The organism is Achromobacter sp. PD1 (assembly GCF_048541815.1).
Classification (GTDB): Bacteria; Pseudomonadota; Gammaproteobacteria; order Burkholderiales; family Burkholderiaceae_B; genus Achromobacter; species Achromobacter bronchisepticus_A.
In genome coordinates, this window is record NZ_CP183349.1 from 730,766 (window position 1) to 757,605 (window position 26,840).

Here is a 26,840-nt window from a genome sequence, read left to right on the forward strand (position 1 = left end):
ACATCGCGCGAAGCCGGCCGCCAGGGTGGGGCCGGCGTTCGCGGATTATTTTTCCAGGTATTGCAGCTTGTCCTGCTTGCCGTTCCATTCGTCGGCGTCGGGCAGGGGCTTCTTGGCACGGCTGATGCTGGCGAACTCGGGCGAGAGTTCGGCATTCAGGGCGATGAAATTCAGCTGGTCCTGCGGCACGTCTTCTTCGGCGTAGATGGCATTGGCCGGGCATTCCGGGATGCAGACGGCGCAGTCGATGCATTCGTCGGGATCGATCACGAGGAAGTTCGGACCCTCACGAAAACAGTCCACCGGGCACACGTCTACGCAATCGGTGTACTTGCACTTAATACAGTTTTCGGTGACAACGTGGGTCATTCAGGAACTCCGGGAGCGGCGGCTTTTGTGTCTTGTTGGGCGGATTTTACCCAATGCCGCGCCGATGTGCCGGCAATACCCGTATTGACATAGTGGCCCTTCGCCCTGAACAGCGGGGGCTCTATGCTATGGTGTCGCGAAACGAAACGCGCCATCATGATAATCACTTCGCTGCTCGACACCGATCTGTATAAATTCAGCATGATGCAGGTGGTTCTGCATCATTTTCCCGCTGCCCAGGTCGAGTACCGTTACAAATGCCGCACGCCCGGGGTTGACCTGCGTCCCTACCTGGACGAAATCCGCGAGGAAGTGCATCAGCTATGCCAGCTGCGCTTCACCGAGGACGAACTTAAATATCTGGGCGGCTTGCGCTTTATCAAAAGCGACTTCGTTGATTTCCTCGAACTCTTCCATCTGCCGGAGCGCTGTATCCACATCGGCGTAGGCGAGGGGCCGGGCGAAATCAGCATCGAGGTCAAAGGCCCGTGGCTGCATACGATCCTGTTCGAGATCCCGGTGCTGGCCATCGTCAACGAGGTCTATTTCCGCAACACGCGCAAGAATCCCGACTGGGAAGAGGGCCGCAAGCGCCTGCATTCCAAGATGCACCTGGTGCTGGACGATCCGGCGCTGGCCGATTTCCGCGTGGCCGAATACGGCACGCGGCGCCGCTTTTCCAAGATCTGGCACGAAGAAATCGTGTCCACCATGAAGTCGCAGATGGGCGTGCATTTCGCCGGCACCAGCAATGTGCTGCTGGCCAAGCAGCACGAGGTGCTGCCCCTGGGAACGATGGGCCACGAATACCTGCAAGCCTGCCAGGCGCTGGGTCCGCGGCTGCGCGATTCGCAGGTGTACGCGCTGGAGGTGTGGGCCAAGGAATACCGTGGCGACCTGGGCATTGCGCTGTCGGACGTCTATGGCATGGATGCCTTCCTGCGCGATTTCGACATGTATTTCTGCAAGCTGTTCGACGGCGCGCGGCATGATTCCGGCGATCCCTTCGTCTGGGGCGAACGCCTGCTCGAGCACTACCGCAAGAACCGCGTGGATCCGCGCGCCAAGACGCTGGTGTTTTCGGATTCGTTGACCTTCCCGCGCGCCATCGAGCTGGCCCGCCAGTTTTCCGGCCGCTGCAAGGTGTCCTTCGGCATCGGCACCAACCTGACCAACGACCTGGGCCACGAGCCCTTGCAGATCGTCATGAAGATGGTCCGCTGCAATGGCCAGCCGGTGGCAAAGGTGTCCGACGCGCCGGAAAAGACCATGTGCGACGATCCGGCCTACCTGGCCTATCTGCGCCAGGTGTTCCAGCTGCCTCCCGCCTGACGGCGGCTCGGGGTAAATTGCGGGTTCTTCTGCATTGTTCCACCCAACCCACTCGAATCTAGGGGACTATTCATGAGCAGCATCAAGCGCTTCCACGTGGCCAAGCGCCTGTCCGACATGGCCGTGTACAACGGCGTCGCGTACCTGGCCGGCCAGGTGCCGGACGATTCCACGCTGGACATCACCGGCCAGACCGAACAGGTGCTCGCCACGATCGACCGCCTGCTGGCCGAAGCCGGCACCGACAAGACCAAGATCCTGATGGCCCAGATCTATGTGGCCAACATGAAGGAATTCGATGGCATGAACAAGGCCTGGGACGCCTGGGTCGCCGACGGCAATTCGCCTCCGCGCGCCACCGTCGAGGCCCGTTTGGCCAACCCGGATTTCAAGGTCGAAATCGTCGTGACGGCTGCCGTCTGAGATGTTTGCCGCGTTGGGCGCCCTGGGCGTCCGACGCGTGCGCGGGTGGCGGGCCATCGCGTCCGCCATCCGTCTCTTCTTCCCGCGTTGTGCCGGCTACTGCCCGAGCAACAGCGTCGCGGCCAGCAGGCCGCCCAATTCCTCGCATTTCGCAAGTTCCGCACTGGCCACGGTCTTGGGCGCCAGGATCTGCTGCGCCGTCTGCGCGCCCATATTGACGATGAGCGGCGGCGCCAGCGCGTTGAGCCGCCAGCCGGTGCAGATGCGTTCCACCTGCCGCGCCGCGCCCGAGCCGTCGCTGCCCGCGCTGATGGCGCAGGCGTAGGGCAGCCCTTGTATCCGGTCCAGCACGGCGTAGTAGTTGCGGTCGAAGAACTCCTTCATCTCGCCGCTCAGCGAGGCCAGGTTTTCGGGGGCGCAGAACAGGTAGGCCTGGCTGGCGAGCATTGCATCAGCCTGCGTATCGGCGGCCCGCCGCAGGACCACGTTCAGGTCTGCCGCCTGTTCCAGCTGCGCGGCGGCCGCGAGCGCGCCGCGCGCCGCGGCTTCGGCCATCTGCCGCGCGGCGCCGGTACGCGAATGCCACACGATCAGCAGCTGTTTCATGCGTAGCGTTCCAGGGGATCCTGCCGGTAGTAGGCCCGCAGCAGTCCATACCATTGCGGCAGTGCTTCGTGCATGGGATAGGGATCCACGAAGAAGTGTTCCGAGCTGACCGCGAAGAACTCGGCTTCGTCGGTGGCGGCATACGGGTCCATCGGCAGTTGGCCGTACCAGGCGTCGGCGGCCTCGCTTTCCGGATCCACGTCGTGCGGGATGGCGGCTTCGACCGCGTCCACGGCCGCGATGAAGCGGTCCAGGCTGTCGTCCAGGATGCGGCGCCATGCCTGGGGCTTGAGTTCGGGGTGCGCGGCCAGCGAGGGCATGCCGTCGGCATGGCCCGACCGCAGGTCCAGCTTGTGGGCGAACTCGTGGATGACCACGTTGAAGCCGCCCTCGGAGAACTGCGTGTCTTCCCAGGACAGCACCAGCGGCCCGCCTTCCCAGGCTTCGCCGGCGGCGTCCTCCAGGTATTCGTGCACCACGCCGTCATCGTCCTGGCGCGAGCGCGGAATGCGGAAGCTGGCCGGGTACACGATGATCTCGTCCCAGCCTTCGTACAGTTCGGGCGCCAGGTTGAGGATGGGCAGGCTGGCCTGGGCCGCGATGCTCAGGCGCATGAAGTCCGAGACCTCCAGTCCTTGCGCGCCATTGATGTGCTTGCTGGCCAGCAGCCAGGCCGAGCGCGCCTGCAGCTGGGCGGCTTCATCGGCGTTCAAAGCCGCCAGGAACGGGTGGGCGTCCAGCACCCGTTGCCACAGTTCCGGGGAGATGCGGGCCTGCATTTCGGCCACCGCGGAGGGGCGGGCGCCCCGGCCCTTGAGCCAGCGCAACATAAGCTTCGGTTCCTTCCATATGCCGGGGCTAGCGGCTGCTTTTGGTGTCTACAAACCCTAGTGTAGAGTGTCGGGATATCAAACTACCTCCGCCTGCCGTCCGTCATGTCCGCCCCGCCTGTTCCCGACGCGCCTACGCCTTTCGACGCTACCTGGCGCCAGGAGGTAGGCGCCGGCCTGGATGCCGACGGCGTGGCGCTGATCGACCAGGCCGTGGCCTGGGCCGAACCGCGTTTCGAAGGGCAGCAGGCGCTGACCGGCGAACCTCTGGCCGGGCATGGCGCGGGCGTGGTCCGCATCCTGGCGGCCCTGCATACCGATGCCGCCACCCGCGCCGCGGCGCTGCTGGCTGCCTTGCCGACCGACCTGATGGCGCCCGCGCCGTCCCTGCGTAGCGATCCGGTCGCGGCGGCATTCGGCCCTGAAATCGCGCGGCTGGTGCAGGGCACGCGCGCGCTGCTGCGCCTGGGCGTGGTGGCGCGGCAGGCAAGCGACGCCGCCGCCGAAAGCGGCTCGCAAAAGGAGATGCAGCGCAAGATGCTGCTGGCCATGGCGGCCGACCTGCGCATCGTGCTGATGCGGTTGGCCTCGCGCCTGCGCACCTTGCGCTGGCACGCGGAAAGCAAGGCGCCGTGCTCCACCGATTTCGCCCGCGAAACCCTGGACCTGTATGCGCCGCTGGCGAACCGCCTGGGGATCTGGCAGATCAAGTGGGAAATGGAAGATCTGGCGTTCCGCTTTCTGGAGCCCGACAAGTACAAGCAGATCGCCCGCCTGCTGGAAGAGAAGCGGGTGGAGCGCGAAGCCTTCATCGCTGGCGCCATCGAGCGCCTGCAGACGGGACTGGCCAAGGCGGGCGTCGAGGCCGAGGTCAGCGGCCGGCCCAAGCACATCTACAGCATCTGGAACAAGATGCGCGTGAAGCGCCTGGATTTCTCGCAGATGTACGACCTGCGCGCGCTGCGCATCATCGTTGATGACGTGCGCGCCTGCTATACGGCGCTGGGCATGGTGCACGAAATGTGGACGCCGATCTCCGAGGAGTTCGACGACTATATTTCCCGGCCCAAACCCAACGGCTACCGCTCGCTGCACACAGTGGTGGCCGACGACGACGGCCGTCCCTTCGAAGTGCAGATCCGCACACGCGAGATGCACCAGTTCGCCGAGTACGGCATGGCTGCGCATTGGCGCTACAAGGAAGCGGGCGCCAAGGGCGGCCAGGTGGCGGCCTCCAGCGAATACGACCGGCAACTGGCGTGGATGCGCCAGCTGCTGGCCTGGAACAGCGATGTCGAGGGCGGCGGCGAACCCGCCCAGCCCGCGCCCGCCAAGCCGGCATCGGGCAAGCAGCGCGGCGCGGCGACGGCGCCGGTCCATACCGATGAGCGCATCTACGTGCTGACGCCGCAGGCGCGCGTGATCGAACTGCCAGCCGGCGCCACGCCGGTGGATTTCGCCTATCACCTGCATACCGACCTGGGCCACCGCTGCCGCGGCGCCCGCGTCGACGGGCAGATGGTGCCGCTGCAGACGCATCTGTCCACCGGCCAGACCGTGGAGATCATCTCCGCCAAGTCCGGCGGGCCCTCGCGCGACTGGCTCAACCCGCAGCTCGGCTTTTTGGCCAGTCCGCGGGCCCGCGCCAAGGTGCGCATGTGGTTCAACGCGATCGAACTGCAGCAGCGCATCACCCAGGGCCAGGCCCTGGTCGAAAAGGAATTGCAGCGCCTGGGCAAGACCGCCGTCAACCTGGAGCAGTTGGCGCAGAACCTGGGGTTCGCCCGCGCCGACGACCTGTACGTGGCGGCGGCCAAGGAAGAATTCAGCCTGCGGCAGATCGATACCCTGTTCCAGCAGCCCGGACCGGCCGTCGAGCCGCAACCGGCCGCTTTGCGCCACGCCAGCGCCGGCAGCGCCGAAAAAAGCGGCAAGAGCGGCGTGCTGGTGGTGGGGGTGGGATCGCTCCTGACGCAGCTTGCGCGCTGCTGCCGTCCGGCGCCGCCGGACCCCATCGCAGGCTTTGTCACGCGCGGACGCGGCGTGTCGATCCACCGCAGCGATTGCCACAGCTATCTGGCGCTGGCCGCCCGCGAGCCGGAGCGCGTCATCGAGGTGGCCTGGGGCGAGACCGGCGACACGTTCTACCCCGTGGACATCAGCGTGCGCGCGCACGACCGTTCCGGCCTGTTGCGGGACCTGTCCGAAGTCTTTGCGCGGCTGCGCCTGAACGTGGTGGGCGTGAACACGCAAAGCAAGCAGTCGCTGGCTCATATGGTGTTCACGGTGGAAGTGCGCGGGGGGGAATCGCTGTCCCGCGCGCTGGACGCCCTGGCCGAAGTGCCGGGCGTGTCGTCGGCGACACGCCGCTAGGCGGGAAACCCGGGCCGGGCGGCCCGGGGGGAGCGGAACTCAGTTGTCCAGCTCTTCGTGCGCGCGGTCGCGCATGTAGAAGGCGGCGATCAGGCCCAGCGCCACGCCGAACATCACGTAGTAGGCGGGAGCCATCGGCGAGCCGGTGGTCTTGATCAGCCAGGTCACGATGAACTGTGCGAAGCCGCCGAAGATCATCACCGCCACGTTATAGGCCAGCGACAGGCCGACCGAGCGCACGCGCGCGGGGAACAGTTCCGCCATCACCGTGCTGAACACGCCGAAGAACGCCGATACGAACAGGCAGACCACGACCTGCACGGCCAGCAGGCGGCCGATGGAGGGCGCATCCGACAGCCAGTAGTACAGCGGATACAGCACGATCAGGTAGCCGATGAGCGAGCCGATCACCAGGGGGCGGCGGCCGATGCGGTCGGACCAGGCGCCCATGAAGGGCGTCAGCAGCACCATCAGCGCCGCGCCCGCCATCTGCACCAGGAAGGTCTGGTTCAGCGGCAGCTTCAGGATCTGCGTGGAGTAGGTCACCAGATACGTGAAGGTGATGTAGATGGACACGGTCGCGGTCACGACCAGGCCCACGCCGATCAGCGCTTCGCGAGTATGCGTCTTCAGCATCTGGCCCAGGCTCAGGCGCTGCACGTCGCCGCGGGCGGCGGCCTGGCGCTCTTCTTCCTTGATCTGCTTGAAAGCGTCGGTTTCATCGACGTTGCGGCGGATGTAGATGGCGATGGGGACAATGACCAGGCCGAAGGCGAACGGCAGGCGCCATGCCCAGTCGGCGATCTGTTGCGGGGTGAAGAACTCGGTGATGAGCGTGCCGCAGGCCGCGCCGATCAGCAGCGCCAGCATCTGGCCGGCCATCTGCCAGGAACCATAGAAGCCACGCTTGCCGTTGGGCGCCATCTCGATCAGCAGCGCGGTCGAGGTGCCGAATTCGCCGCCGGCGGAGAAACCCTGCAGGAGGCGCGCGATCAGGATGAAGATCGGGGCCAGGATGCCGGCCGCGTGGTAGGTCGGGGCCACGGTGATCAGCGCGATCGACACGGCCATCAGCGAGGTCACCATGACCATGGCGGCCTTGCGGCCTTTCTTGTCGCCGTACAGGCCGAGGATGATGCCGCCCACGGGGCGCATGAAGAAGCCGACGCCGAAAATGGCGGTGGTCATCAGGATGGCGTTCAGCTCGCTGCCGGGAACGCTGGGATCGGTGGGGAAGAACAGCTTCGAGATGATCGGCGTCATGAACGCGAACACCAGGAAGTCATACCATTCGAGGGCATTGCCTATTACTGCCGCCACGATGTTGCGTGTGGGAACTGCTTTGTGCTGCACGGTTTCTCCTTGGGGTTTTCCTATCCGGGCGACATTCTAGGCGCTTCGCGCGCCGGACCACGCCGAGACGCGGAGGCGCGCTGGCCTTACACTCCTGTTTTTCCCCAAGAGAGTAGTGACATGAACGCGCGCACCTGGCTGGAAACGCTGGTTGGCTTTGACACCACCAGCCGCAATTCCAATCTTGCCCTGATCGAAACCGTACGGGATTGGCTCAAGGGCCAGGGCGTCGACGCATGGCTGGCGCACAATCCGGAGCGCACCAAGGCCAACCTGTTCGCGACCTTGCCCGCCCAGGACGGCGGCATGCAGGGCGGCATCGTGCTGTCCGGCCACACCGACGTGGTGCCGGTCGACGGCCAGGAATGGAGCACGGATCCGTTCAAGCTCGTTGAAAAAGACGGCCTGCTCTACGGCCGCGGCAGTTGCGACATGAAGGGTTTCATCGCCAGTTCGCTGGCGATGGTGCCGGAATTCCTGGCCATGCCGCGCAAGAAGCCGATGCACCTGGCGTTCTCGTATGACGAGGAAGTCGGCTGCGCCGGCGCGCCCTACATGCTGGCCGACCTGCACGAACGCGGCATCCGCCCCGAAGGCTGCGTGGTGGGCGAGCCCACCGGCATGCAGGTGGTGGTGGCGCACAAGGGCATCAACCTGTTCCGCTGCAAGGTGCACGGCAAGGCGGCGCACTCGTCGCTGACTCCGCGCGGCTGCAACGCCATCGAATATGCCGCCCGCCTGATCTGCCGCATCCGCGACCTGGCCGACAGCTTCAAGGCCAACGGTCCCTACGATCAGTTCTACGACGTGCCGTTCTCCACGATGACCACCAACCAGATCCGGGGCGGCATCGCGGTCAATACCATCCCCGAACTGTGCGAATTCACCTACGAATTCCGCAACCTGCCCGGCATGCAACCCGACGAGATCCAGGCAGAAGTTGAAAAATACGTGCGCGAAGAGCTCCTGCCGCGCATGAAGGCCGAGTTCGACGGCGCCAGCATCGAAATCGAAACCGGCGCCGCTGCTCCCGCCCTGGAAGCGTCCGAGGAAGCCGCCATCACCCAGCTGGTGCGCGCCCTGACCGAAGACCGCGCCACCCGCAAGGTCGCTTACGGCACCGAGGCCGGCCTGTTCCAGGGCATCGGCATCCCCACCGTGGTCTGCGGCCCCGGCCATATCGAACAGGCCCACAAGCCCAACGAGTACGTCGCGCTGGACCAGCTGGCCGCCTGCGACACCTTCCTGCGCCGCCTGGGGCAGTCGCTCTGAGCGCAGGCTGACGGTTCCCGGGGCGGCTGGGGCGGTGCCCCCGGCTGCTGCCGGCGTCAGGTAAAATGACGGGTTGCAAACCGGATTTGCGGCCGGCAGTGGCCTGCCGCGATACCCGGGGGAGATGCTTGGTGAAACCTTACGACTTTCCGGATGCCCAGGGCCATTTCGGCCCTTATGGCGGTGTTTTCGTGGCGGAAACGCTGATGCACGCGCTCGACGAGTTGCGCGCGGCCTATGACCATTACCGTGTCGATCCCGCCTTCCAGGAAGAGTTCAACTATGAACTCAAGCATTTCGTCGGCCGGCCCAGCCCGGTCTACCACGCACGCCGCTGGTCGGAAATGGTGGGCGGCGCCCAGATCTGGTTCAAGCGCGAAGACCTGAACCACACCGGCGCCCACAAGGTCAACAATTGCATCGGCCAGGCATTGCTGGCCAAGCGCATGGGCAAGCCCCGCGTCATCGCTGAAACCGGCGCCGGCCAGCACGGCGTGGCCACCGCCACGGTGGCGGCCCGCTATGGCATGGAATGCGTGGTCTACATGGGCAGCGAGGACGTCCGTCGCCAAGCGTCGAATGTCTACCGCATGAAGCTGTTGGGCGCGACGGTGGTGCCGGTCACGTCCGGTTCGCGCACCCTGAAGGACGCGTTGAACGAAGCCATGCGCGACTGGGTCACCAACATCGAGAACACTTTCTACATCATCGGCACGGTGGCGGGTCCCGACCCCTATCCCCGCATGGTGCGCGATTTCCAGACCGTCATCGGCAACGAATGCCTGACGCAGATGCCCGAAGCCACCGGCCGCCAGCCCGACTACGTCGTGGCGGCGGTGGGCGGCGGCTCCAACGCCATGGGCATCTTCCATCCCTACATCCCGTACGAAAACGTGCGCCTGATCGGCGTCGAGGCGGCGGGCGAGGGCATGGACAGCGGCCGCCACGCCGCCTCCCTGGCCGCGGGCCAGGTGGGCGTGCTGCATGGCAACCGCACCTACGTCATGCAGGACGCCGATGGTCAGGTCCAGGAAACCCATTCTGTCTCCGCCGGCCTGGACTACCCTGGCGTCGGTCCGGAACATGCCTGGCTGAAGGACTCCGGCCGCGCCGAGTACGTCGGCATCACCGACGCGGAAGCCCTCAAGGCTTTCCACGACTGCTGCCGCATCGAAGGCATCATGCCCGCGCTGGAGTCGTCGCACGCCATCGCGCAAGCCGTGAAGATGGCCGCCACGCTGCCGCGCGACGCCGTCATCCTGGTCAATTTGTCGGGCCGTGGCGACAAAGACATGCATACCGTGGCCGAACAGGCCGGCATCGAGCTCTGAGGCCCTGTCCATGACCACTCGCACCGACCGCATCGCCGCCGCTTTTGCGCGCACCGCCGAATCCGGCCGCGCCGCGGCGCTGATTCCCTATATTGCCGCGGGCGACCCTTCGCCCGCCGCGACCGTACCCCTGATGCACGCGCTGGTCGAGGCCGGCGCCGACGTCATCGAGCTGGGTGTGCCGTTCTCGGATCCCATGGCCGACGGCCCGGTGATCCAGCGTGCCGCCGACCGCGCCATCGCGCAGGGCGTGGGCCTGGCCCGCGTGCTGGAGCTGGTGGCTGAATTCCGCCAGCGCGACGCATCCACGCCGGTGGTGCTGATGGGTTATGCCAACCCCATCGAACGCATGGGCCAGGCCGATTTCGCGCGCCGCGCCGAGCAGGCGGGCGTGGACGGCGTGCTGGTGGTGGACTATCCGCCCGAAGAGGTCGTCGAGTTCGCCGCCACGCTGGGTGAGCACGGCATTGCGCCGATCTTCCTGTTGGCGCCCACGTCCACGGAAGCGCGCATCAAGGCCGTCGCCGAAGTGGCGCGGGGTTACGTGTACTACGTGTCGCTCAAGGGCGTCACGGGTTCGGGCTCGCTCAACACCGACGACGTCGCCGAGCGTCTGGCCGTGATCCGCCGCCACGTGCGCGACATTCCGGTCGGCGTGGGCTTCGGCATCCGCGACGCCGAAAGCGCCCAGCGCGTGGCGCGCGCGGCCGACGCCGTCGTGATCGGCAGCAAGCTGATTGAAACCATGGAGCAGGCGGCGGCGAATGCCCCGGCGGCCCAGAAAACAGACGCCGCAGTCACCGCCGCCAGCGGCTGGCTGCGCACCATCCGGCAAGCGCTGGATCAAGTAAAACGAGCAAGCGCGTCGGCCTGAGCGGCGGGCGTGACCTCATACGGGATGAATAATCAATGAGCTGGATCGAAAAACTCCTGCCTCCTCGCATCAATAAAACCAGCGAAAGCGGCCCCCGCCGCGTTCCCGAAGGCCTATGGGTGAAATGCCCGTCGTGCGAATCGGTGCTGTACAGCGAAGACCTGGCGGCCAATCTGCACGTCTGCCCCAAGTGCGACCACCACATGCGCATCGGGGCCCGCGCCCGCATCGATTCGCTGCTGGATGTCGAGGGCCGCGTCGAGATCGGCCAGACCACGCGTTCGGTCGATACGCTGAAGTTCAAGGACACGCGCAAGTACCCCGAGCGCCTGCAGGAAGCGGTCAAGCAAACCGGCGAAACCGACGCGCTGGTGGTCATGAGCGGTTCGATCCGCGGCGTATCCGCTACGCTGGCCTGCTTTGAATTCGAATTCATGGGCGGCTCCATGGGCTCGGTGGTGGGCGAGCGCTTCGCGCGCGGCGCCCAGGCCGCGCTGGACAACAAGACGCCCTTCATCTGCGTGGCAGCCTCGGGCGGCGCGCGCATGCAGGAAAGCCTGCTGTCGCTGATGCAGATGGCCAAGACCAACGCCATGCTGACTCGCCTGTCGGCGGCCGGCCTGCCGTTCATCAGCGTGTTGACCGACCCCACCATGGGCGGCGTGTCGGCCAGCTTCGCCTTCATGGGCGACGTGGTCATTGCCGAGCCCAAGGCGCTGATCGGCTTTGCCGGCCCGCGCGTGATCGAACAGACCGTGCGCGAAAAGCTGCCAGAAGGCTTCCAGCGCGCCGAGTTCCTGCTGCAGAAGGGCGCCATCGACATGGTCGTGGACCGCCGCCAACTGCGCGAGGAAATCGCCCGCCTGCTGGCCTTGCTGACCAATCAACCGGCGGACGTGGTTACGGCTTGAGTTTGCGCCGGCCCGTGCCCTCGGGGCGGGCCGGGCCAACTGCGCCAAGATGCCGCCGGTAGCCCAGGGCTGCCGGCGGCATTGTCATATGCGGCCCCGCGGCGGCCCATGGCGAATGATTTGCGGAACAGTGTTTTCCATCCACGATGTTGCCTGCGTGCGACAAAGCGTGAGCCTTCCGCCCCGGATTTTGCTATGTTGCGTACTAGGTTTGAAATCTACGGAGTTTTTCGATGCAGTTGATCAAGAAGAAGATGCTTACCGGCCTTGTGGGGCTTGCCCTGGCTGCAACCGCGTCGCTGGCAAGCGCCCAATCGTCCGAGGGCACCCAGGGCGGTGTCAGCATGCATTACGGCATTGGCGACCACTACCAGCGCCTGACGATCAACTACGAAACGGCTTCGGTCTGGACCTACCAGTTCGGCGGCAATTGGGGCCGCCTGGACCTGACGCCCGAACTGGGCGCGTCCTACTGGAAGGCGAACGGCTCGCGCTCCCCGGGCCATGTCTGGCAGCTCAACGCCATCCCGATGTTCCGCTGGTGGACCGGCGAACGCTTCTACATTGAAGCGGGTATCGGCGCCACGCTCTTCTCCAGCACGCGTTTCGCCGACGAGAACATCAGCACCGCTTTCCAGTTTGGCGACCACATCGGCATGGGCTTTCTCGTGACGCCGAACAACCGCATCGGCCTGCGCTATTCGCACTTCTCGAATGCCAGCATCAAGCGCCCGAACCCGGGCCTGGACGTGCTGCAGCTGACCTACACCTACCAGTTCTGATTGCGCCGCGCCTGCGGCGAACGGGGCGCGGCCACAGGGCGCGCCACACAGACAGATCCACCCCTCGGGGTGGATTTTTTTTGGGCGCGTCGCGCGCCGTGCTTTCCGGCTCGATCTGAAACCACAAAAATATTATGTGCTGACGCTGCGTATACATACTTGTTGGTAGGGAGTGCAATCGCCAGAATGCTCTGGCACCGCACAACACACAACGAGCCGCCGCGCGGCTCCGATCCCGGCACGCATCGCTGCGGCCGGGGAGGGGCGCGACGATGGCATACGGAGACCAACGCATGAACACCCCCTGTACGCCCGCGCGTCCGCTGACGCGCATGACTGTTGCCATAGGCCTGGCCCTCGCGTTTTCCTGCGGCTCGTCCGCCGTCATGGCCGAGGAGTTTCCGAATAAGCCGCTGCGCATGGTCGTGGGTTTTGCGCCGGGAGGCGGGGCGGACATCGTGGCGCGCCTGGTCGGCGCCAAGATGGCCGAAAGCCTGGGGCAGCAGGTGGTGGTCGAAAACCGGGCGGGCGCCACGGGCACCATCGCCGCCGACAACGTCGCGCGTTCGCCTGCCGACGGCTATTCGCTGTTCCTGGGTTCGCAGTCCACCATGGTGGTGGCGCCTTCGCTGTTTCCGTCCCTGCCCTTCAAGCCCGAGAAGGACTTTGCGCCGGTTTCGCAGATCGTGACCATGCCGCTGATCCTGGTGGTCAATCCGGCCCTGGTGGACGCCAAGACCGTGCAGCAACTGACCGAACAGATCCGCAAGGCCGGCGATGGCGCAATGAGCTATGCCTCGTCGGGCCAGGGCGGTCCGCAGCACATTGCCGGCGAGCTGTTTGCGCACATGGTGGGTACCAAGGTGACGCACGTGCCGTACAAGGGCGAATCGGCGGCCATGGCCGACGTGCTGGGCGGCCATGTGCCGTACATGTTCGCCAATCTGCCGGTGGCGTTGCCGCACATCAATTCGGGCAAGGTCCGGCCGTTGGCCATCACCAGCCTGAAGCGCGACCCCAAGGCGCCGCAGATCCCGACCCTGGCCGAGTCCGGCTTCAAGGACTTCGAAGTGTCGACCTGGTATGGCGTGTTTGCGCCGGCCAATACGCCCAAGCCCGTGGTGGCCAAGCTCTCCGATTCCATTCGCGCCGCCGTGCAGCAGAGCGATATGCAGGCCAAGCTCAGCGAGCAGGGTTTCACGGTGGTGGGCAGCGATTCCGACGCCTTCACGCGTTTCGTGGGTACGGAGCTGCCGCGCTGGTCGGTGCTGATCCGCGACATAGGCATCAAACCCGAATAAGCGGCCAGCCCGAGCGGGCGGCCTTTCTCTACGAGATCCAGACATGATCGATTTCACTGAAAAACGCGCGGCCGGACCCGTGATCCGGCTGCATTCCGCGGACAACGTCGTGGTGGCGCGCGTGCCCATCGGCATAGGCATGGCCGTGCCCTCCGAAGGCATCGTCAGCCGCAGCCAGATCCCGGCCGGGCATAAGATCGCGGCCCGCGACCTGCGCGCCGGCGAGCCCATCCTCAAGTACAACGTCTGTATCGGCTTTGCGGCGGGCGATATTCCGGCGGGCACCTACGTCCATTCGCACAACATGGACTTCCAGGAGTTCGACCGCGACTACGCGCATGCGCGCGATTACGTGGCCACGCCGGTCCTGCCCGAGTCCGAGCAGGCGCGCTTTCTCGGCATCGTGCGCGCCAATGGACAGGTCGCCACGCGCAACTACATCGGCGTCATGGCGACGGTCAATTGTTCGGCGACGGTGGTGCACCGTATTGCCGAGGCCTTCACGCCGCAGCTGATGGCCGCCTATCCCAATGTGGACGGCGTGGTGGCGCTGAGCCATGGCATGGGCTGCGGCATGGAGATGTCCGGCGAACCCATGGACCTGTTGCGCCGGACGATGGGCGGCTACGCCTGCCACGCCAACTTTGCCGCCGTGCTGATCGTCGGACTGGGCTGCGAGCGCAACCAGCTGGATGCTTTGCTTAAGGACCAGGGCCTGGAGGCGGGCGCGCGGCTGAAGACTTTCATCATGCAGGAGACCGGCGGCACGCGCAAAACCATCGAAGCGGGCGTCGCCGCCGTGCAGGCGCTGCTGCCCGAGGCCAATGACGTCGAGCGCGTGCCGGTGCCGGCGCGGCACCTGACGGTGGGCCTGCAATGCGGCGGCTCGGACGGCTTTTCGTCCATTACCGCCAATCCGGCATTGGGGGCGGCCATGGACATCCTGGTGCGCCACGGCGGCACCGCCATCCTGTCCGAAACGCCCGAGATCTACGGCGTGGAACACACCTTGACCTCGCGCGCCCGCAACCGCGAGGTCGGCGAAAAGCTGGTGCAGCGCATCCGCTGGTGGAAGGAAGAGTATTCGCCGGGGCGCGACGTGCAGATCAATGGCAAGGTCAGCCCGGGCAACCAGATGGGCGGATTGGCCAACATCTTCGAGAAGTCGCTGGGCTCCTCGATGAAGGGCGGCACCACGGCGTTGATGGAGGTCTACCGCTACGCGGAGCCGGTGCGGCAGCCCGGCATGGTGTTCATGGATACGCCGGGCTTCGACCCGGTGTCCGCAACCGGACAGATCGCCGGCGGGGCCAACATGATCTGTTTCACCACCGGGCGCGGCTCGATGTTCGGCGCCAAGCCCGTGCCTTCGATCAAGCTGGCGACCAACACGCCGATGTACGAAAGGCTGACGGAGGACATGGACGTCAATTGCGGCGACATCCTGGACGGCACCGCGACCCTGCAGGAAGTGGCGCAGCGCATCTTCGAGGAAATCCTGCTGGTGGCTTCCGGCACGCGCAGCAAGAGCGAACTCCTGGGACTGGGTGATCACGAGTTCGTGCCCTGGAACATCGGCGTGGTGAGCTGAGCGGCACTGTCAAAGAAAGCGCCCCGGCGCACGGCTTCAGGTTGCCGTGCGCCGGGGCTGTTCCGTCGTTCGATGCCGCAGGCGCGGGTGCGCCCGCGGGCCCGGGGCTAGTTGTCTGCCAGGGTCTGCGCGCCCGGCATGTCAAAGCCATTGTCGTCCAGCGCGGCCTGCAGGGCAGAGCGCTGCTCTGCGTTCAATTCCACCAGGGGCGGGCGCACGGTCGCCCAGGCCGGATCGCCGGATTTCCAGGCAATCGCGGCTTTCATCGCGGGGATCATGGGGAATTTACCGAACACGTTGCGGGTCGCGTTCAGTCCGGCCTGGCGGGCGTCGGCGTCGGCTTCCTGCCAGCGCTGTTGCAGGGCGACGATGGGGCCAGGATTGACGTTGCCGGTGGCGGTGATGCAGCCCACGCCGCCGGCGCGCAGGGTTTGCAGCAGGAAGGCTTCGCTGCCCGCATAGACTTTGAAGCCGCGCGGCGCGAAGCGCTCGATCATGGCGGCCGTGTTGTTCCAGTCCCCGCCGCTGTCCTTCACGCCGGCGACCTGGCCAGGATAGCGGTCCAGCAGCCGATTGATCAGGTCCAGGCTCAGCGGCACCTGGCTCACGGGAGGGATGTGATACAGGTACATGCGCAGCCGGTCATCGCCCACGCCTTCGATCAGTTCGGCGTAGTAGCGGAACAGGCCTTCGTCGCTTACGCCCTTGTAATAGAAGGGGGGCAGGACCAGCACGCCCATGCTGCCGCTGCGCACGGCGTGGCGGGTCAGTTCGATCGCATCGGGCAGCGCGCAGGCGCCAGTGCCGGGCATCAGCGCGGACGGTTCCACGCCGGCTTCCAGCAGCGCGTCCAGCAGACTGCGCTTTTCCGACAGGGCCAGCGAGTTGGCTTCCGAGTTGGTGCCGAATATGGCCAGCCCGACGGATTGTTCGCGCAGCCAGCGGCAGTGCTTCACATAGCGGCCCAGGGCCGGGCGATAGGCTGCGTCGAACGGCGTCAGGACCGGAGAAAAAACGCCGGGAATGCTGGCTTGGGTGCTCATTGTCTCTACTCGATTTCTGATGAATGAAAAGGACGCGCCGGGCGGCGCGGCGGCAACGTCTGATTCTGGCACCGAAGCGGCCGCTGAACATCTGCTGTTTAATTGCTTCAATCCATAAAATTGTTGTGGTTTGCCCTGGCGCAAATCGTGCATGCAGAAAAAAAGGGGGACGCTTTGGATACGCGATATGTGCAGAGCTTTGTGTCGGTGGTCGAATGCGGATCGCTGGCGGAGGCCGCGCGCCGGCTGGACCTGACCCCCGCCGCGATCGCGGCGCGGGTGCGCACCCTGGAAGAGGAGTTGGGCGCCACCCTCATCAAGCGCGTCGGCCGCAGCGTCAAGGCGACCGAGGCGGGCCTGAAGGTGCTGGAGCGGGCCCGCAGCGTATTGCGCGAAGTGCGGGACCTGCGCGCCAGCGCCAGCGACGACGCGCCGCTGGGCGAATTGCGGCTGGGCGTGTCGGTGTCGGCGCTGACGGGCATCATGCCCACCGTGCTGGCGCGCCTGTACCGACGCCTGCCTAAACTGGCGGTGTTCGTGGAGCCGGGCACCTCCAATCACCTGTACCACCGCGTGATCAACGGCGACCTGGACGCGGCCTTCATCGTCAAACCGCAATTCAATCTGTCCAAGGGCTACGCCTGGAAATTGGTGGCGGAAGAGCCGCTGGTGGTGCTGGCGCCGCCCGATACCGTGAGCAATGACGCCCACGAACTCATGAGCACGCAGCCTTTCATACGCTATGACCGCAATGTTTGGGGCGGCCGGCTGGCGGACCAGTACCTGCGCCAGCACGGCATCGTGCCGCGCGAGCGTCTGGAGGTCGATGGCCTGATGGGCATCGCCTGCATGGTGTCGGAAGGGCTGGGCGTGTCGCTGGTGCCCGATTGGGCGCCCGATTGGGTGGACAGCCGGCGCGTCAAGCGCGTGCCGCTGCCGGGGCGCGCGCCGCTGCGCTGCATGGGGATCATCTGGGCCCGGCATATGCCGCATTCGGCGTTGGCGGAAGCATTCGTTGAAGAGGCCGGTCTGGCCTTGAACCTGCCCGCGGAGCCGATAGAGGACGAGTGAGCGTCCAGGGCGTGCGCGCCGCGGATCGCGGCAGACGCCGCTGCGTTGTCGAGCTGCCATGAAAAACACCCCGGAAGCTGGATCGGTATCCAGCGTCCCGGGGTGTGGTGTGCTGCAAGTCGCAAGCCCTTGCAGGCCTGCGGCTTAGTGGCGCGTTTCGACCTGAACCAGCGGTTCGTTGGAAACGGGCGCGACCGGCTTGCGCTCGCGGCCCAGGCGGACCGGCGTGTGCGCAGCGGCGATACGCAGCTGGGTCTGGGCGTGGCGGTCCGGATCGGTCTCCACCCACTGCAGGCCGGCGGCGTTCACCACGTCGTGCAGGGCCTGGGCCTTGGCCGACGGGGCGGCAGCCGGCAGCACGATGGGCTGGCTGGCTGCGGGGGCAGCCGCTTCCTGTGCGACAGGCGCGACAGGAGCTGCGGGAGCGACCGGTGCCGGGGCGGGAGTAACCACGGGCTCGACTGCGGCGACTTCCACCGGCGCCGGCTCGGTCGCTGCGGGGGCGGAAACCTCGCTCGCGGCCTGCACGGACACAGGCTGGGTCACCTCGGCGGCAGCCGTCTGCACGGGCTGGGCCACGGGTTCGACGGCTTGCTCGGCTTGGACCTGCACGGGCGTTGCCGGCTGGGTTTCAACCGGAGCAGCGGCAACCGGGGCGGGTTCGGCCGTCGCGGTTTCGGGCTGCTGGACTTGCGCCGGGGCGGCCTGGACCTGTGCGGCAGGTTCCGCGGCTTGCGCAGCGGTCACGGCGGGCTGGGCAGCGGCTTCTTCCGACTGTTCGATGCTGTCGTCGTCGGCGCCATCGTCCTGCTGATCGTCGCTGCCGGCCAAACCTGCTTCTTCCTGGCTGCGGCGGCCACGGCGGCTGCGGCGGCGGCGGCGCTTGCGCTCGGGATCGGCGGCGCCTTCGGCGCCATCCACGGCGGGTACGCCATCGGCGGTCTGTTCGGCCACGGCTTCGGCTTCGACAGCCTCAGCGGTCACGACGGCGGCTTCAGGAGCCGGTTTGGTCTCGGGCAGGGCAGTGGCGACCGTTTGAGCCAGGGCGGCGACCATGCTTTCCTGTTCGCTCATCGGGGCGTCGGACTGGCCTTCCTCGCGGCGATTACGGCCACGGCCACGGCGGCGGTTGCGGCCGGCGCCGCTGTCCTCGCCGCCGGCTTCCACGGCTTGCTCGGGACGGTTGGACGCCAGGGCCGCTTGCGTGGCCTGGGTGTCGCGTTCACCGCGAACGTCGTTGCGGTTGTTGCGGTCGCCGCGTTCCTGGCGCTCGCCCTCGGCGCGACGGTTGCCGCGGACGTGGTGGCGGCCGCCTTCGCTGGCCTCGGCGCCTTCGGCGCGCGATTCGCCGCGGCGGTTGCGGTTGCGGTCCGAACCATGGCGTTCGCCGCGGCGTTCCTGGCCGTCATGGCCGCTGCGGCCCTTGCCGCGGCCGGAACTGGCGCGCTTGGCGCTGTCTTCCTGGGCGGCGGGAGCGGGCTTGGCCGCTTCGGAGCTGCCACCCAGCCAGCCGAACAGGCGCTTGAACAGGCCGCCCAGGCCGCCGGAGGCTGCCGGCGCGGGCGCCGGTGCAGCGGGAGCCGGGGTCGAAACCGGGGCGGGCTGCGACGGCGTGATGCCCTTGACCAGCGCTTCCGGACGCGACTTGATTTCGTGCTCGCGCGGCTGCCAGGGAGCGTCCGTGGCCGGAGCTTCGACCAGTTCGAAGCTGGTCTTCAGTTCTTCCAGGCGCGGATCGTCGTGGCGCAGGCGCTCGATGTGGTGGTGCGGCGTTTCCAGATGCTTGTTGGGGATCAGCATCAGGTTGACCTTGAGGCGGGCTTCCATCTTGGTGATGTCGGCGCGCTTTTCGTTCAGCAGATAGGTCGCAACGTCGACCGGCACTTGGGCGTGCACGGCGGCGGTGTTTTCCTTCATGGCCTCTTCCTGCAGCAGACGCAGCACGTGCAGGGCGCTAGACTCGGCGTCGCGGATCACGCCGGTGCCGTTGCAGCGCGGGCAGGTGATGTGCGAGCCTTCGTTCAGGGCGGGGCGCAGGCGCTGGCGCGACAGTTCCATCAGGCCGAAGCGCGAAATCTTGCCCATCTGGACGCGGGCGCGGTCGAAGTGGAGGGCGTCACGCAGGCGCTGTTCGACGGCGCGCTGGTTCTTGCTGTCCTCCATGTCGATGAAGTCGATGACGATCAGGCCGCCCAGGTCGCGCAGGCGCAACTGGCGGGCCACTTCGTCGGCGGCTTCCGAGTTGGTGCGCAGCGCGGTTTCCTCGATATCGGCGCCGCGCGTGGAGCGGGCCGAGTTGACGTCCACGGAAACCAGGGCTTCGGTGTGGTCGATGACGATGGCGCCGCCCGAGGGCAGCGTGACCGTGCGCGAGTAGGCCGTCTCGATCTGGTGTTCGATCTGGAAGCGGGAGAAGAGCGGGATATCGTCGCGGTAGCGTTTGACGCGCTGGACGTTGTCCGGCATCACCACGCTCATGAAGGCCGTGGCCTGGTCGGCGATCTCGTCGGTATCGATGAGGATCTCGCCGATTTCCGGGGAGAAGTAGTCGCGGATGGCCCGGATGACCAGGCTGGATTCCAGGTAGATCAGGATCGGCGCGGAGTTGTCGCGCGCGGCGCCGTCGATCGCGGTCCAGAGCTGCAACAGGTAGGACAGGTCCCACTGGAGCTCTTCGACGTTGCGGCCGATGCCGGCGGTGCGCGCGATGATGCTCATGCCCTGGGGCAGATCGAGCTGCTCCATCGTGTCGCGCAGTTCCTGGCGGTCCTCGCCCTCGACGCGGCGCGAAACGCCACCGCCACGGGGGTTATTGGGCATCAGGACCAGGTAGCGGCCGGCCAGCGAGATGAACGTGGTCAGGGCGGCGCCCTTGTTGCCGCGCTCTTCTTTTTCAACCTGGACGATCAGTTCCTGGCCTTCGCGCAGGGCGTCCTGGATGCGGGCGCTGCGGACGTCCACGCCTTCCTTGAAGTAGCTGCGGGCCACTTCCTTGAAAGGCAGGAAACCGTGACGGTCTTCACCGTAGTTGACGAAGCAGGCTTCGAGGCCGGGTTCGATCCGGGTGATGACACCTTTGTAGATATTGCCTTTGCGTTGTTCGCGGCCGGCAGTCTCGATGTCGAGGTCGATGAGTTTTTGCCCATCGACGATAGCGACGCGTAATTCTTCCTGATGCGTCGCATTGAACAGCATGCGCTTCATGAGAGGGGTTCTCCGTTGTCATGACGCGCCGATATCGGCGCGTGACCTCGGGTCACTCGGGCTGCGGGCTGAAGCGGGCAAGAGTTGCGGACCGTACCTGGGCGGCGCCCAGGCGTATCCGCCGCGGGTCAGGCGGGCACGTCGAGCCGTGGGGCTCGGGGTTCTGTCAGCAGGAGGGTCAGCTTCACTGAATGTGGTTTGACGGAAAAGTGCTGTGAACGGCAGTTGCGGTCGGATTGGTTGCCCACGCGCAGCTGGTGCTTTAAATATGCGACGATTCTTGCGGTGCTTCAGAGCCGCTTGCGGCATGCAACGGACCTGCTGGGACAGCGGGCAAAATGAATGCCACACCACTATCCGGCAGGGCGCGGTTGCGCCGGCGACCAAATGACCCCGGGGGTTGAATGAGCAGGCAGTACAATGGCGGCCCGCGCGCTCGACGGAGTTGCGTAACGTTGCATCTCTACGTCAGGCGGCTAGTTCAGCCCCTTTAGGCTGTCCCGATTATATGTCGCTTTTCGCAATGCGCAAAGAAACTTCCCCCTCGCTTTCCCTCTCTAAAGCTCCCCCTGCCGTCAGGCTGGTGGAAGTCGACGCCGAGCATGCCGGCCAGCGTCTGGACAACTATCTTGCGCGCTTGTGCAAGGGCGTCCCCAAAACCCATATCTACAAAGCCATACGCGGCGGCGAAGTGCGGGTAAACAAGGGACGCACTTCGGCCGACTACCGCGTCGCCGAGGGGGACGTGGTCCGCGTTCCGCCCCTGCGTTTGCCGGATCCGGGCAAGCCCCGCCCAGTGCCTGGCGCAGAATTCCCCGTGGTGTTCGAGGACGAGGCGCTGCTGGTGGTGGACAAGCCCGCCGGGGTGGCGGTCCACGGCGGCAGCGGCGTGTCCTTCGGCGTGATCGAACAACTGCGGGCGGCCCGGCCCGGCGCCAAGTTCCTGGAGCTGGTCCATCGTCTGGACCGGGAGACCTCGGGTCTCTTGATGGTGGCCAAGAAGCGCAGCGCCCTGCTGGCCTTGCACGCCATGCTGCGAGAAGGAAAAGGGGACAAACACTACCTGGCGCTGGTCGAGGGCGATTGGGTCAATGACCGGCAGCACATCAAGCTGGGCCTGTCCAAGTGGACCACCCAGTCCGGCGAACGCCGGGTCAAGGTCGACCCGGACGGCCAGTCGGCGCACACCATCGTCACGCTCAAGCAGCGGTTTGGTGGCTATAGTCTGGTCGACGCCGAATTGCGCACCGGCCGCACCCATCAGATCCGGGTGCACCTGGCCGCCAGCGGCTTCCCCATCGTGGGCGACGACAAGTACGGCCACGACGAAGTGCGGGCGCAGTTCGCGCGCATGGGCTTCGGCAGGATGTTTCTGCACGCCCACCAATTGACGCTGGCCCACCCGGTGACGGGCGAGCCCCTGACGCTTACGGCCGAGCTGCCTCCAGCTTGCCGGAAAATACTGAAACAACTGGAGTCGGTCTGATTATGTCGTATTCGCTGGTCGTTTTTGACTGGGATGGCACCCTGATGGATTCCACGCACAGCATCGTGGCCGCCATCCAGGGCGCCTGCCGCGACCTGGAGCTGGCGGTGCCTTCGGCATCCGACGCCAGCTGGGTGATAGGCCTGTCCCTGGAAAGCGCCCTGCGCCGCGCGGTGCCGGAACTGACCCAGGCGATGCTGCCGCGCTTCCTGGAGCGCTACCGCACGCACTATCTGCTGCGCGATCCGGAATTGCGCCTGTTCGAAGGCGTGCAGGAACTGCTGACTGAACTGGCGGGGCAGAACGTGCGCCTGGCGGTGGCTACCGGCAAGAGCCGGGTGGGCCTGACGCGCGCGCTGGCCGCGACCGGCCTGGGGCCGCTGTTCGATGCCACCCGCACCGCCGACGAAACCTTCAGCAAGCCGCATCCCGCGATGCTGCACGAACTGATGCAGGAGCTGGACGTGGAGCCGGACCGGGTGGTGATGGTGGGCGACACCTCGCACGACCTGCAGATGGCGATCAATGCCGGCGTACACGGTCTGGGCGTGACCTATGGCGCTCATACCCTGAAGGAACTTGAGGGTTGTTCGCCGCAGGCGGTGCTCGAGAGCGTGCCCAAGGTGCGCGAATGGCTGCTGCCGCGCGTCTAGCGGCCTGGCGCCCGGGATTCTCCGGGCGCACACCGTCCGGGCGCGGAACGCCGGCCGTCCGTGCGGGTCTATAGAAAATACCCGCAAGCGCCGGCTGCTGCGGAATATCATGGGGCGGCGCGGCGTCCATGGCTTGCGCAGGGCGCGTCCATGATCCTGCGGGCGCCACACCGGAGACCATGATGTTGATACGCAAGCCCGACGATATTCTTCCGTCAGAGATCACCTCCGAGGCCGTCTGGCGTTCGCGCCGCGAATTGATGCTGCGCGCCGGGATGGTCGCGGCCGCAGCGAGCCTGCCGGGGTGGGGCATGCGCAGCGCGCACGCCCAGGAGGCCGGCGCCCTGCCGGGCAAGCTCAATGCAGGCTTGAGCGTCATGGATAAGCAGACGACGCTGGCCGACGTAACGTCCTACAACAACTACTACGAGTTCGGCGTGGATAAGGGCGATCCGGCCGCCAATGCCGGCAAGTTGCAGACACGCCCCTGGAGCGTGAGCGTCGAGGGCGAAGTCGGCAAGCCGCGCACCTTTTCCATCGAAGAACTGCTCAAGCTGGCGCCGATGGAAGAGCGCGTCTATCGGCTGCGTTGCGTCGAGGGCTGGTCCATGGTGATTCCGTGGGTGGGCTATTCGCTGTCGGCGCTGCTCAAGCAGGTCGAGCCTACGGGCAACGCCAAGTACGTCGAATTCGTGACTGCGGTGCAGCGCGAGAACATGCCAGGCGTGCGCGCCGCGATCCTGGAATGGCCTTATGTGGAAGGCCTGCGCATCGACGAGGCCATGAATCCCCTGGCCATGCTGGTGTTCGGTGTCTACGGAAAAGTGCTACCGAACCAGAATGGCGCGCCGCTCAGGTTGGCGGTGCCCTGGAAGTACGGTTTCAAGTCGGCCAAGTCCCTGGTCAAGATCCGCCTGGTTGAAAAGCCGCCCGTGTCGTCCTGGATCAAGGCCGCGCCGCAGGAGTATGGCTTTTACGCCAACGTGAATCCCGACGTGCCACATCCGCGCTGGAGCCAGGCCACGGAGCGCCGCATCGGCGAGGACGGGCTGTTCTCGCCCAAGCGCAAGACCTTGATGTTCAACGGTTATGCCGAGCAGGTGGCGTCGCTCTACCAGGGGATGGACCTGAAGGCGAACTACTGAGGCGATTCCATGCCTGACGGCACTCCGCAGGCGGCTCCGGCCGCGCCGCCGCGCAAAACCCCGCTTTCCGCCAAGACCGTGGGGCGCTTCAAACCGTTCCTGTTCCTGCTGGGGCTGGCGCCGTTCGTGCGCTGGATCTGGCTGGGCGCGAACAACGGGCTGACGGCGAACCCGGTCGAGTTCCTGACCCGTTCATCGGGCACCTGGACCCTGGTCTGTCTGCTCGTGACCCTGGCTATCACGCCGCTGCGCCGGCTGACCGGCCAACCTGCCTTGGTGCGTCTGCGGCGCATGTGCGGGCTATTCGCGTTCTTCTATGGCTCCATGCATTTCATGGCCTGGGTCTGGTGGGACCGCGGCTTCGATCCGGCAGGCATGCTGCGCGATATCGGCGAACGCCCCTTCATCATGGCGGGATTCGCGGCGTTCGTGCTGATGGCCGCTCTGGCGGCCACCTCCACGCAGTGGGCCATGCGCAAGCTGGGCAAGCGCTGGCAAAGCCTGCATCGCGCCATCTATGCTATCGGCCTGCTGGCGGTGCTGCATTACTGGTGGCACAAGGCCGGCAAGAACGACCTGGCGCAGCCCGCGCTGTACGCCGCGGTGCTGGTCTTGCTGCTGGGCTGGCGGCTGGTCGCCTGGCTGCGCGGCAGGCGATAGCGCCGCGCGTTCCTACAGCATCGCCAGCATGATGGCGGCGGTCTCCGCGTCCGGCTGGCCGTCGTACAGCGCCGGCCGGTAGTGCATCTGGAAGGCCGCCAGCGCGCCGATCGTGGCCGGGTTCAGCGTGCCGTCCTGTGGACATGCATAGCCTAGCCGCGCCAACTGTTTCTGGAACCATGCCACGTCCGGGATGCCCTGGGCCTGCAGGCGCGCGAGGTGCTCGGCAGCCCCGGTTTCGTCGTACCAGCGCCCGATTCCCGCCTCGGCCAGCATTTTCCACGGGAATAGAGGTCCGGGATCCACCTTGCGCTGAGGCGCGATATCGCTATGGCCTACGATGTTTTCGGGTGTGATGCCGTGGCGCTGCGCAATATCACGTAGCAGTATGGTCAATGCGCGCAATTGGCGGTCGTTATAGGGATGCCAGACGGGCTTGCCGTCAGGGCCCTCCGTCCAGCCCGGGTTGACGATTTCTATGCCGATGGACGTGCTGTTCATGGCGATGTTGCCGTACCAGGAACTGGCGCCGGCATGCCAGGCGGCGCGGTTCTCGTCGACCAGCCGGTAGACGCGGCCGGAGTCGTACACCAGGTAATGGGAGCTGACCTTGCCCTTGGAGAGCAATTCCATCGAACGGGCGTCATCGACGCTTGTGTAGTGCAGCACGATGCTGCGCACCCGGCTGGCCTGGCCGACCGCGGTGATCGAGGTGTCCAGGTCCAGGCCCGCGGGGCCGCGCGCGGCGCATCCTGCCAGAACGGCCGCGGCAAGCGGCGCAAGCAATAGGCGGCGCATGGGTCAGCGCGCCAGGAAGAGAAACAGTGTCGGCAGCTTGTCGAGCTGGGGCGCCGGCTGCTTCTTCCAGTCCGCCACGCTGCGGGTGACGATCCATTCGTCGGCAGTCGTGACCGAGCGCGCCACGCACAGCTTGGTGTCGCCTTTCAGGCTGGCCAGCAGCGTGGCGTACATGGCGGCATTGCGATAGGGGGTCTCGATCAGCAGTTGGGTCTGGTTGTGCTTGGCCGAGTGCTGCTCCCAGGCGCGCAACTGCTTGGCGCGTTCCGCCGGATCCACCGGCGCGTAGCCGTGGAAGGCGAAGCGCTGGCCGTCCAGTCCGCTGGCCATCAGGCCCAGCAGGATGGAAGAGGGGCCGACCCAGGGTTTTACCGTGATGCCCAGGCGGTGGGCGGCGTCCGCGACCTTGGCGCCCGGATCCGCGACCGCGGGGCAGCCAGCCTCCGAGACCAGGCCGATCTCCGCGCCCTTGAGCGCCGGTTCCAGCCAGGCCTTGATCTGGGCGGCGTCGACCTTGTCGTTCAGGGTGTGGATGGTGATTTCCTGCAGCGGCCGGATGGTGCCGATCAGTTTGAGGAAGGCGCGGGCGGTCTTGGCGTTTTCGGCGATGTAGGTGTCCAGCCGGCCTGCCAGGGTACGGACCTCGGCGGGGAGCCAGCGCTCGGGCGGGGCGTCGCCCAGGCCGACCGGGATCAGGTGCAGCGCGCCGCTCATGCGGGTGCTCCGAGGGCGTCCAGCGGATCCAGGCCGAACTGCGCCAGCATGCCGGTCAGCGCGATCAACGGCAGGCCGATGATGGCGGTGGGATCGTCGCTCTGGATGCTTTCCATCAGGGCGATGCCCAGGCTTTCCGCCTTGGCGCTGCCTGCGGTATCGTAGGGTTCTTCGGCGCGCAGATAGGCCTCGATCGCGCGGTCCGACAATGCCCGGAAACGGCAGCGCGTGACGATGTCGGCTTTTTCCACCCGCTGGCCGTCGGTGACCGCCAAGGCGCTGTGGAATTCCACGATTTGACCCGACAGGGCCCGCAATTGCGCCAAGGCGCGCGGGAAATCCCCCGGCTTGCCGATGGGCTGTCCGTCCACGGTGGCCACCTGGTCCGAGCCGATCACGATGCTGCCGGGGTGATTGGCCGCGACCGCCATGGCTTTGGCGACGGACAGGCGCAACGCCAGGGCTTCGGGCGTTTCACCGGAGTGTGGCGTTTCGTCTACATCGGGGGAAATCGCCGTGAAAGGCAGGCGCAGGCGGGACAGCAGTTCTTTGCGGTAACGCGAGCTGGACGCGAGGATCAGGCTGGGCTTGGAAGGCATGCGATATTTGACGTTAAAGCGTAAGTCACAGTATTATCTAACGTTTTGCGGGATTTTTGCATGAATGGGCGCGCGAGCAAGCCGATGGCGAAGCTTAGCGACCTCGGCAAAATCATGGG

General features: G+C 66.1%; 24 protein-coding genes. 15 read left to right on the forward strand and 9 right to left on the reverse strand.

The annotated features are described in order from the left end of the window. Positions 1–45: 45 nt before the first annotated feature. Positions 46–369, reverse strand: coding sequence for a ferredoxin FdxA (gene fdxA, locus ACM1PE_RS03380; RefSeq protein ID WP_006389264.1), 324 nt, complete (start codon positions 367–369; stop codon positions 46–48). A 156-nt stretch (positions 370–525) separates the two neighbouring features. On the opposite strand from fdxA, the gene pncB reads away from it, so the two are divergent. Both pncB and ACM1PE_RS03390 read left to right on the forward strand, forming a co-directional pair. Further along, positions 526–1,701: a nicotinate phosphoribosyltransferase gene (pncB, locus tag ACM1PE_RS03385; protein WP_059374817.1), complete on the forward strand. Its 1,176-nt coding sequence runs from the start codon at positions 526–528 to the stop codon at positions 1,699–1,701. A 72-nt stretch (positions 1,702–1,773) separates the two neighbouring features. Then, a complete protein-coding gene (locus ACM1PE_RS03390; RefSeq protein WP_013392200.1) occupies positions 1,774–2,124 on the forward strand; it encodes a RidA family protein in 351 nt (116 codons plus the stop codon). 96 nt (positions 2,125–2,220) lie between these two features. On the opposite strand, the gene ACM1PE_RS03395 is transcribed toward ACM1PE_RS03390, so the two are convergent. Both ACM1PE_RS03395 and ACM1PE_RS03400 read right to left on the reverse strand, forming a co-directional pair. Beyond that, positions 2,221–2,730: an NAD(P)H-dependent oxidoreductase gene (locus ACM1PE_RS03395; RefSeq protein WP_059374816.1), complete on the reverse strand. Its 510-nt coding sequence runs from the start codon at positions 2,728–2,730 to the stop codon at positions 2,221–2,223. Beyond that, on the reverse strand, positions 2,727–3,560 hold the full coding sequence (locus tag ACM1PE_RS03400; protein WP_059374814.1) for a zinc-dependent peptidase: 834 nt from the start codon (positions 3,558–3,560) through the stop codon (positions 2,727–2,729). Before ACM1PE_RS03400 ends, ACM1PE_RS03395 begins: the two co-directional genes overlap by 4 nt. A gap of 105 nt (positions 3,561–3,665) precedes the next feature. Here ACM1PE_RS03400 and ACM1PE_RS03405 point away from each other — a divergent pair, with 105 nt between their 5' ends. After that, a complete protein-coding gene (locus tag ACM1PE_RS03405; RefSeq protein WP_059374813.1) occupies positions 3,666–5,933 on the forward strand; it encodes a RelA/SpoT family protein in 2,268 nt (755 codons plus the stop codon). Between the two features lie 39 nt (positions 5,934–5,972). On the opposite strand, the gene ACM1PE_RS03410 is transcribed toward ACM1PE_RS03405, so the two are convergent. Next, entirely contained in the window at positions 5,973–7,286 is a 1,314-nt protein-coding gene (locus tag ACM1PE_RS03410) for an MFS transporter (protein ID WP_059374811.1), read from the reverse strand. Between the two features lie 120 nt (positions 7,287–7,406). On the opposite strand from ACM1PE_RS03410, the gene argE reads away from it, so the two are divergent. The 7 genes from argE (at position 7,407) to ACM1PE_RS03445 (ending at position 15,348) form a co-directional block, all read left to right on the forward strand. After that, complete coding sequence (gene argE / locus ACM1PE_RS03415; RefSeq protein WP_054450578.1) at positions 7,407–8,558, forward strand: acetylornithine deacetylase; 1,152 nt, start codon at positions 7,407–7,409, stop codon at positions 8,556–8,558. Between the two features lie 131 nt (positions 8,559–8,689). Next, positions 8,690–9,889 carry a tryptophan synthase subunit beta gene (trpB, locus tag ACM1PE_RS03420; protein ID WP_054451311.1) on the forward strand — a complete coding sequence of 400 codons (1,200 nt, stop codon included), beginning with the start codon at positions 8,690–8,692 and terminating at the stop codon, positions 9,887–9,889. Positions 9,890–9,899: 10 nt separating this feature from the next. Then, the gene (gene trpA, locus ACM1PE_RS03425) at positions 9,900–10,763 is read left to right on the forward strand and encodes a tryptophan synthase subunit alpha (protein ID WP_059374808.1); all 864 of its coding nucleotides are present in this window, start codon (positions 9,900–9,902) and stop codon (positions 10,761–10,763) included. Between the two features lie 35 nt (positions 10,764–10,798). Next, a complete protein-coding gene (gene accD / locus ACM1PE_RS03430; RefSeq protein ID WP_054450581.1) occupies positions 10,799–11,674 on the forward strand; it encodes an acetyl-CoA carboxylase, carboxyltransferase subunit beta in 876 nt (291 codons plus the stop codon). Positions 11,675–11,907: 233 nt separating this feature from the next. Next, the gene (locus tag ACM1PE_RS03435) at positions 11,908–12,456 is read left to right on the forward strand and encodes an acyloxyacyl hydrolase (RefSeq protein ID WP_059374806.1); all 549 of its coding nucleotides are present in this window, start codon (positions 11,908–11,910) and stop codon (positions 12,454–12,456) included. A gap of 293 nt (positions 12,457–12,749) precedes the next feature. Beyond that, positions 12,750–13,757, forward strand: a complete 1,008-nt coding sequence (locus tag ACM1PE_RS03440) for a Bug family tripartite tricarboxylate transporter substrate binding protein (RefSeq protein WP_059374804.1) — start codon at positions 12,750–12,752, stop codon at positions 13,755–13,757. Positions 13,758–13,800: 43 nt separating this feature from the next. Next, the gene (locus ACM1PE_RS03445) at positions 13,801–15,348 is read left to right on the forward strand and encodes a UxaA family hydrolase (RefSeq protein WP_059374802.1); all 1,548 of its coding nucleotides are present in this window, start codon (positions 13,801–13,803) and stop codon (positions 15,346–15,348) included. A gap of 107 nt (positions 15,349–15,455) precedes the next feature. Here ACM1PE_RS03445 and ACM1PE_RS03450 read toward each other — a convergent pair whose 3' ends face one another. After that, positions 15,456–16,391 (reverse strand): dihydrodipicolinate synthase family protein, encoded by a 936-nt coding sequence (locus ACM1PE_RS03450; protein ID WP_280015303.1) that lies wholly within the window; start codon positions 16,389–16,391, stop codon positions 15,456–15,458. A 174-nt stretch (positions 16,392–16,565) separates the two neighbouring features. Between ACM1PE_RS03450 and ACM1PE_RS03455 the strand changes: the two genes are divergently transcribed. Further along, positions 16,566–17,462: a LysR family transcriptional regulator gene (locus ACM1PE_RS03455; RefSeq protein WP_054450590.1), complete on the forward strand. Its 897-nt coding sequence runs from the start codon at positions 16,566–16,568 to the stop codon at positions 17,460–17,462. A 144-nt stretch (positions 17,463–17,606) separates the two neighbouring features. On the opposite strand, the gene ACM1PE_RS03460 is transcribed toward ACM1PE_RS03455, so the two are convergent. Further along, a complete protein-coding gene (locus tag ACM1PE_RS03460) occupies positions 17,607–20,666 on the reverse strand; it encodes an Rne/Rng family ribonuclease (RefSeq protein ID WP_419342551.1) in 3,060 nt (1,019 codons plus the stop codon). A gap of 508 nt (positions 20,667–21,174) precedes the next feature. Between ACM1PE_RS03460 and ACM1PE_RS03465 the strand changes: the two genes are divergently transcribed. From ACM1PE_RS03465 to msrQ, 4 genes are all read left to right on the forward strand, one after another. Then, complete coding sequence (locus ACM1PE_RS03465) at positions 21,175–22,152, forward strand: RluA family pseudouridine synthase (RefSeq protein ID WP_118931849.1); 978 nt, start codon at positions 21,175–21,177, stop codon at positions 22,150–22,152. Positions 22,153–22,154: 2 nt separating this feature from the next. Next, complete coding sequence (locus ACM1PE_RS03470; protein WP_059374797.1) at positions 22,155–22,805, forward strand: HAD family hydrolase; 651 nt, start codon at positions 22,155–22,157, stop codon at positions 22,803–22,805. Positions 22,806–22,987: 182 nt separating this feature from the next. Beyond that, on the forward strand, positions 22,988–23,950 hold the full coding sequence (gene msrP / locus ACM1PE_RS03475) for a protein-methionine-sulfoxide reductase catalytic subunit MsrP (protein ID WP_118931848.1): 963 nt from the start codon (positions 22,988–22,990) through the stop codon (positions 23,948–23,950). 9 nt (positions 23,951–23,959) lie between these two features. Next, on the forward strand, positions 23,960–24,610 hold the full coding sequence (gene msrQ, locus ACM1PE_RS03480; RefSeq protein ID WP_419342552.1) for a protein-methionine-sulfoxide reductase heme-binding subunit MsrQ: 651 nt from the start codon (positions 23,960–23,962) through the stop codon (positions 24,608–24,610). 12 nt (positions 24,611–24,622) lie between these two features. Here msrQ and ACM1PE_RS03485 read toward each other — a convergent pair whose 3' ends face one another. The 3 genes from ACM1PE_RS03485 to ACM1PE_RS03495 are packed head-to-tail and all read right to left on the reverse strand — an operon-like array spanning position 24,623 to position 26,721. Next, on the reverse strand, positions 24,623–25,408 hold the full coding sequence (locus ACM1PE_RS03485; protein WP_118931846.1) for an N-acetylmuramoyl-L-alanine amidase: 786 nt from the start codon (positions 25,406–25,408) through the stop codon (positions 24,623–24,625). A gap of 3 nt (positions 25,409–25,411) precedes the next feature. Continuing rightward, positions 25,412–26,122 carry an SAM-dependent methyltransferase gene (locus ACM1PE_RS03490; RefSeq protein ID WP_280015300.1) on the reverse strand — a complete coding sequence of 237 codons (711 nt, stop codon included), beginning with the start codon at positions 26,120–26,122 and terminating at the stop codon, positions 25,412–25,414. Continuing rightward, positions 26,119–26,721 (reverse strand): Maf-like protein, encoded by a 603-nt coding sequence (locus ACM1PE_RS03495; protein ID WP_118931845.1) that lies wholly within the window; start codon positions 26,719–26,721, stop codon positions 26,119–26,121. The genes ACM1PE_RS03490 and ACM1PE_RS03495 overlap by 4 nt, the downstream gene beginning before the upstream one ends. Positions 26,722–26,840 lie beyond the last annotated feature (119 nt).

Coding starts and splice junctions, on each gene's coding strand:
- ACM1PE_RS03465 (WP_118931849.1), top strand. CDS start 21,175: ATGTCGCTTTTCGCAATGCGCAAAGAAACTTCCCCCTCGCTTTCCCTC.
- ACM1PE_RS03395 (WP_059374816.1), bottom strand. CDS start 2,730: ATGAAACAGCTGCTGATCGTGTGGCATTCGCGTACCGGCGCCGCGCGG.
- ACM1PE_RS03400 (WP_059374814.1), bottom strand. CDS start 3,560: ATGTTGCGCTGGCTCAAGGGCCGGGGCGCCCGCCCCTCCGCGGTGGCC.
- trpA (WP_059374808.1), top strand. CDS start 9,900: ATGACCACTCGCACCGACCGCATCGCCGCCGCTTTTGCGCGCACCGCC.
- ACM1PE_RS03485 (WP_118931846.1), bottom strand. CDS start 25,408: ATGCGCCGCCTATTGCTTGCGCCGCTTGCCGCGGCCGTTCTGGCAGGA.
- msrP (WP_118931848.1), top strand. CDS start 22,988: ATGTTGATACGCAAGCCCGACGATATTCTTCCGTCAGAGATCACCTCC.
- msrQ (WP_419342552.1), top strand. CDS start 23,960: ATGCCTGACGGCACTCCGCAGGCGGCTCCGGCCGCGCCGCCGCGCAAA.
- pncB (WP_059374817.1), top strand. CDS start 526: ATGATAATCACTTCGCTGCTCGACACCGATCTGTATAAATTCAGCATG.
- ACM1PE_RS03440 (WP_059374804.1), top strand. CDS start 12,750: ATGAACACCCCCTGTACGCCCGCGCGTCCGCTGACGCGCATGACTGTT.
- argE (WP_054450578.1), top strand. CDS start 7,407: ATGAACGCGCGCACCTGGCTGGAAACGCTGGTTGGCTTTGACACCACC.
- ACM1PE_RS03390 (WP_013392200.1), top strand. CDS start 1,774: ATGAGCAGCATCAAGCGCTTCCACGTGGCCAAGCGCCTGTCCGACATG.
- ACM1PE_RS03490 (WP_280015300.1), bottom strand. CDS start 26,122: ATGAGCGGCGCGCTGCACCTGATCCCGGTCGGCCTGGGCGACGCCCCG.
- ACM1PE_RS03470 (WP_059374797.1), top strand. CDS start 22,155: ATGTCGTATTCGCTGGTCGTTTTTGACTGGGATGGCACCCTGATGGAT.
- accD (WP_054450581.1), top strand. CDS start 10,799: ATGAGCTGGATCGAAAAACTCCTGCCTCCTCGCATCAATAAAACCAGC.
- ACM1PE_RS03445 (WP_059374802.1), top strand. CDS start 13,801: ATGATCGATTTCACTGAAAAACGCGCGGCCGGACCCGTGATCCGGCTG.
- ACM1PE_RS03435 (WP_059374806.1), top strand. CDS start 11,908: ATGCAGTTGATCAAGAAGAAGATGCTTACCGGCCTTGTGGGGCTTGCC.
- ACM1PE_RS03405 (WP_059374813.1), top strand. CDS start 3,666: ATGTCCGCCCCGCCTGTTCCCGACGCGCCTACGCCTTTCGACGCTACC.
- ACM1PE_RS03450 (WP_280015303.1), bottom strand. CDS start 16,391: ATGAGCACCCAAGCCAGCATTCCCGGCGTTTTTTCTCCGGTCCTGACG.
- ACM1PE_RS03460 (WP_419342551.1), bottom strand. CDS start 20,666: ATGAAGCGCATGCTGTTCAATGCGACGCATCAGGAAGAATTACGCGTC.
- fdxA (WP_006389264.1), bottom strand. CDS start 369: ATGACCCACGTTGTCACCGAAAACTGTATTAAGTGCAAGTACACCGAT.
- ACM1PE_RS03495 (WP_118931845.1), bottom strand. CDS start 26,721: ATGCCTTCCAAGCCCAGCCTGATCCTCGCGTCCAGCTCGCGTTACCGC.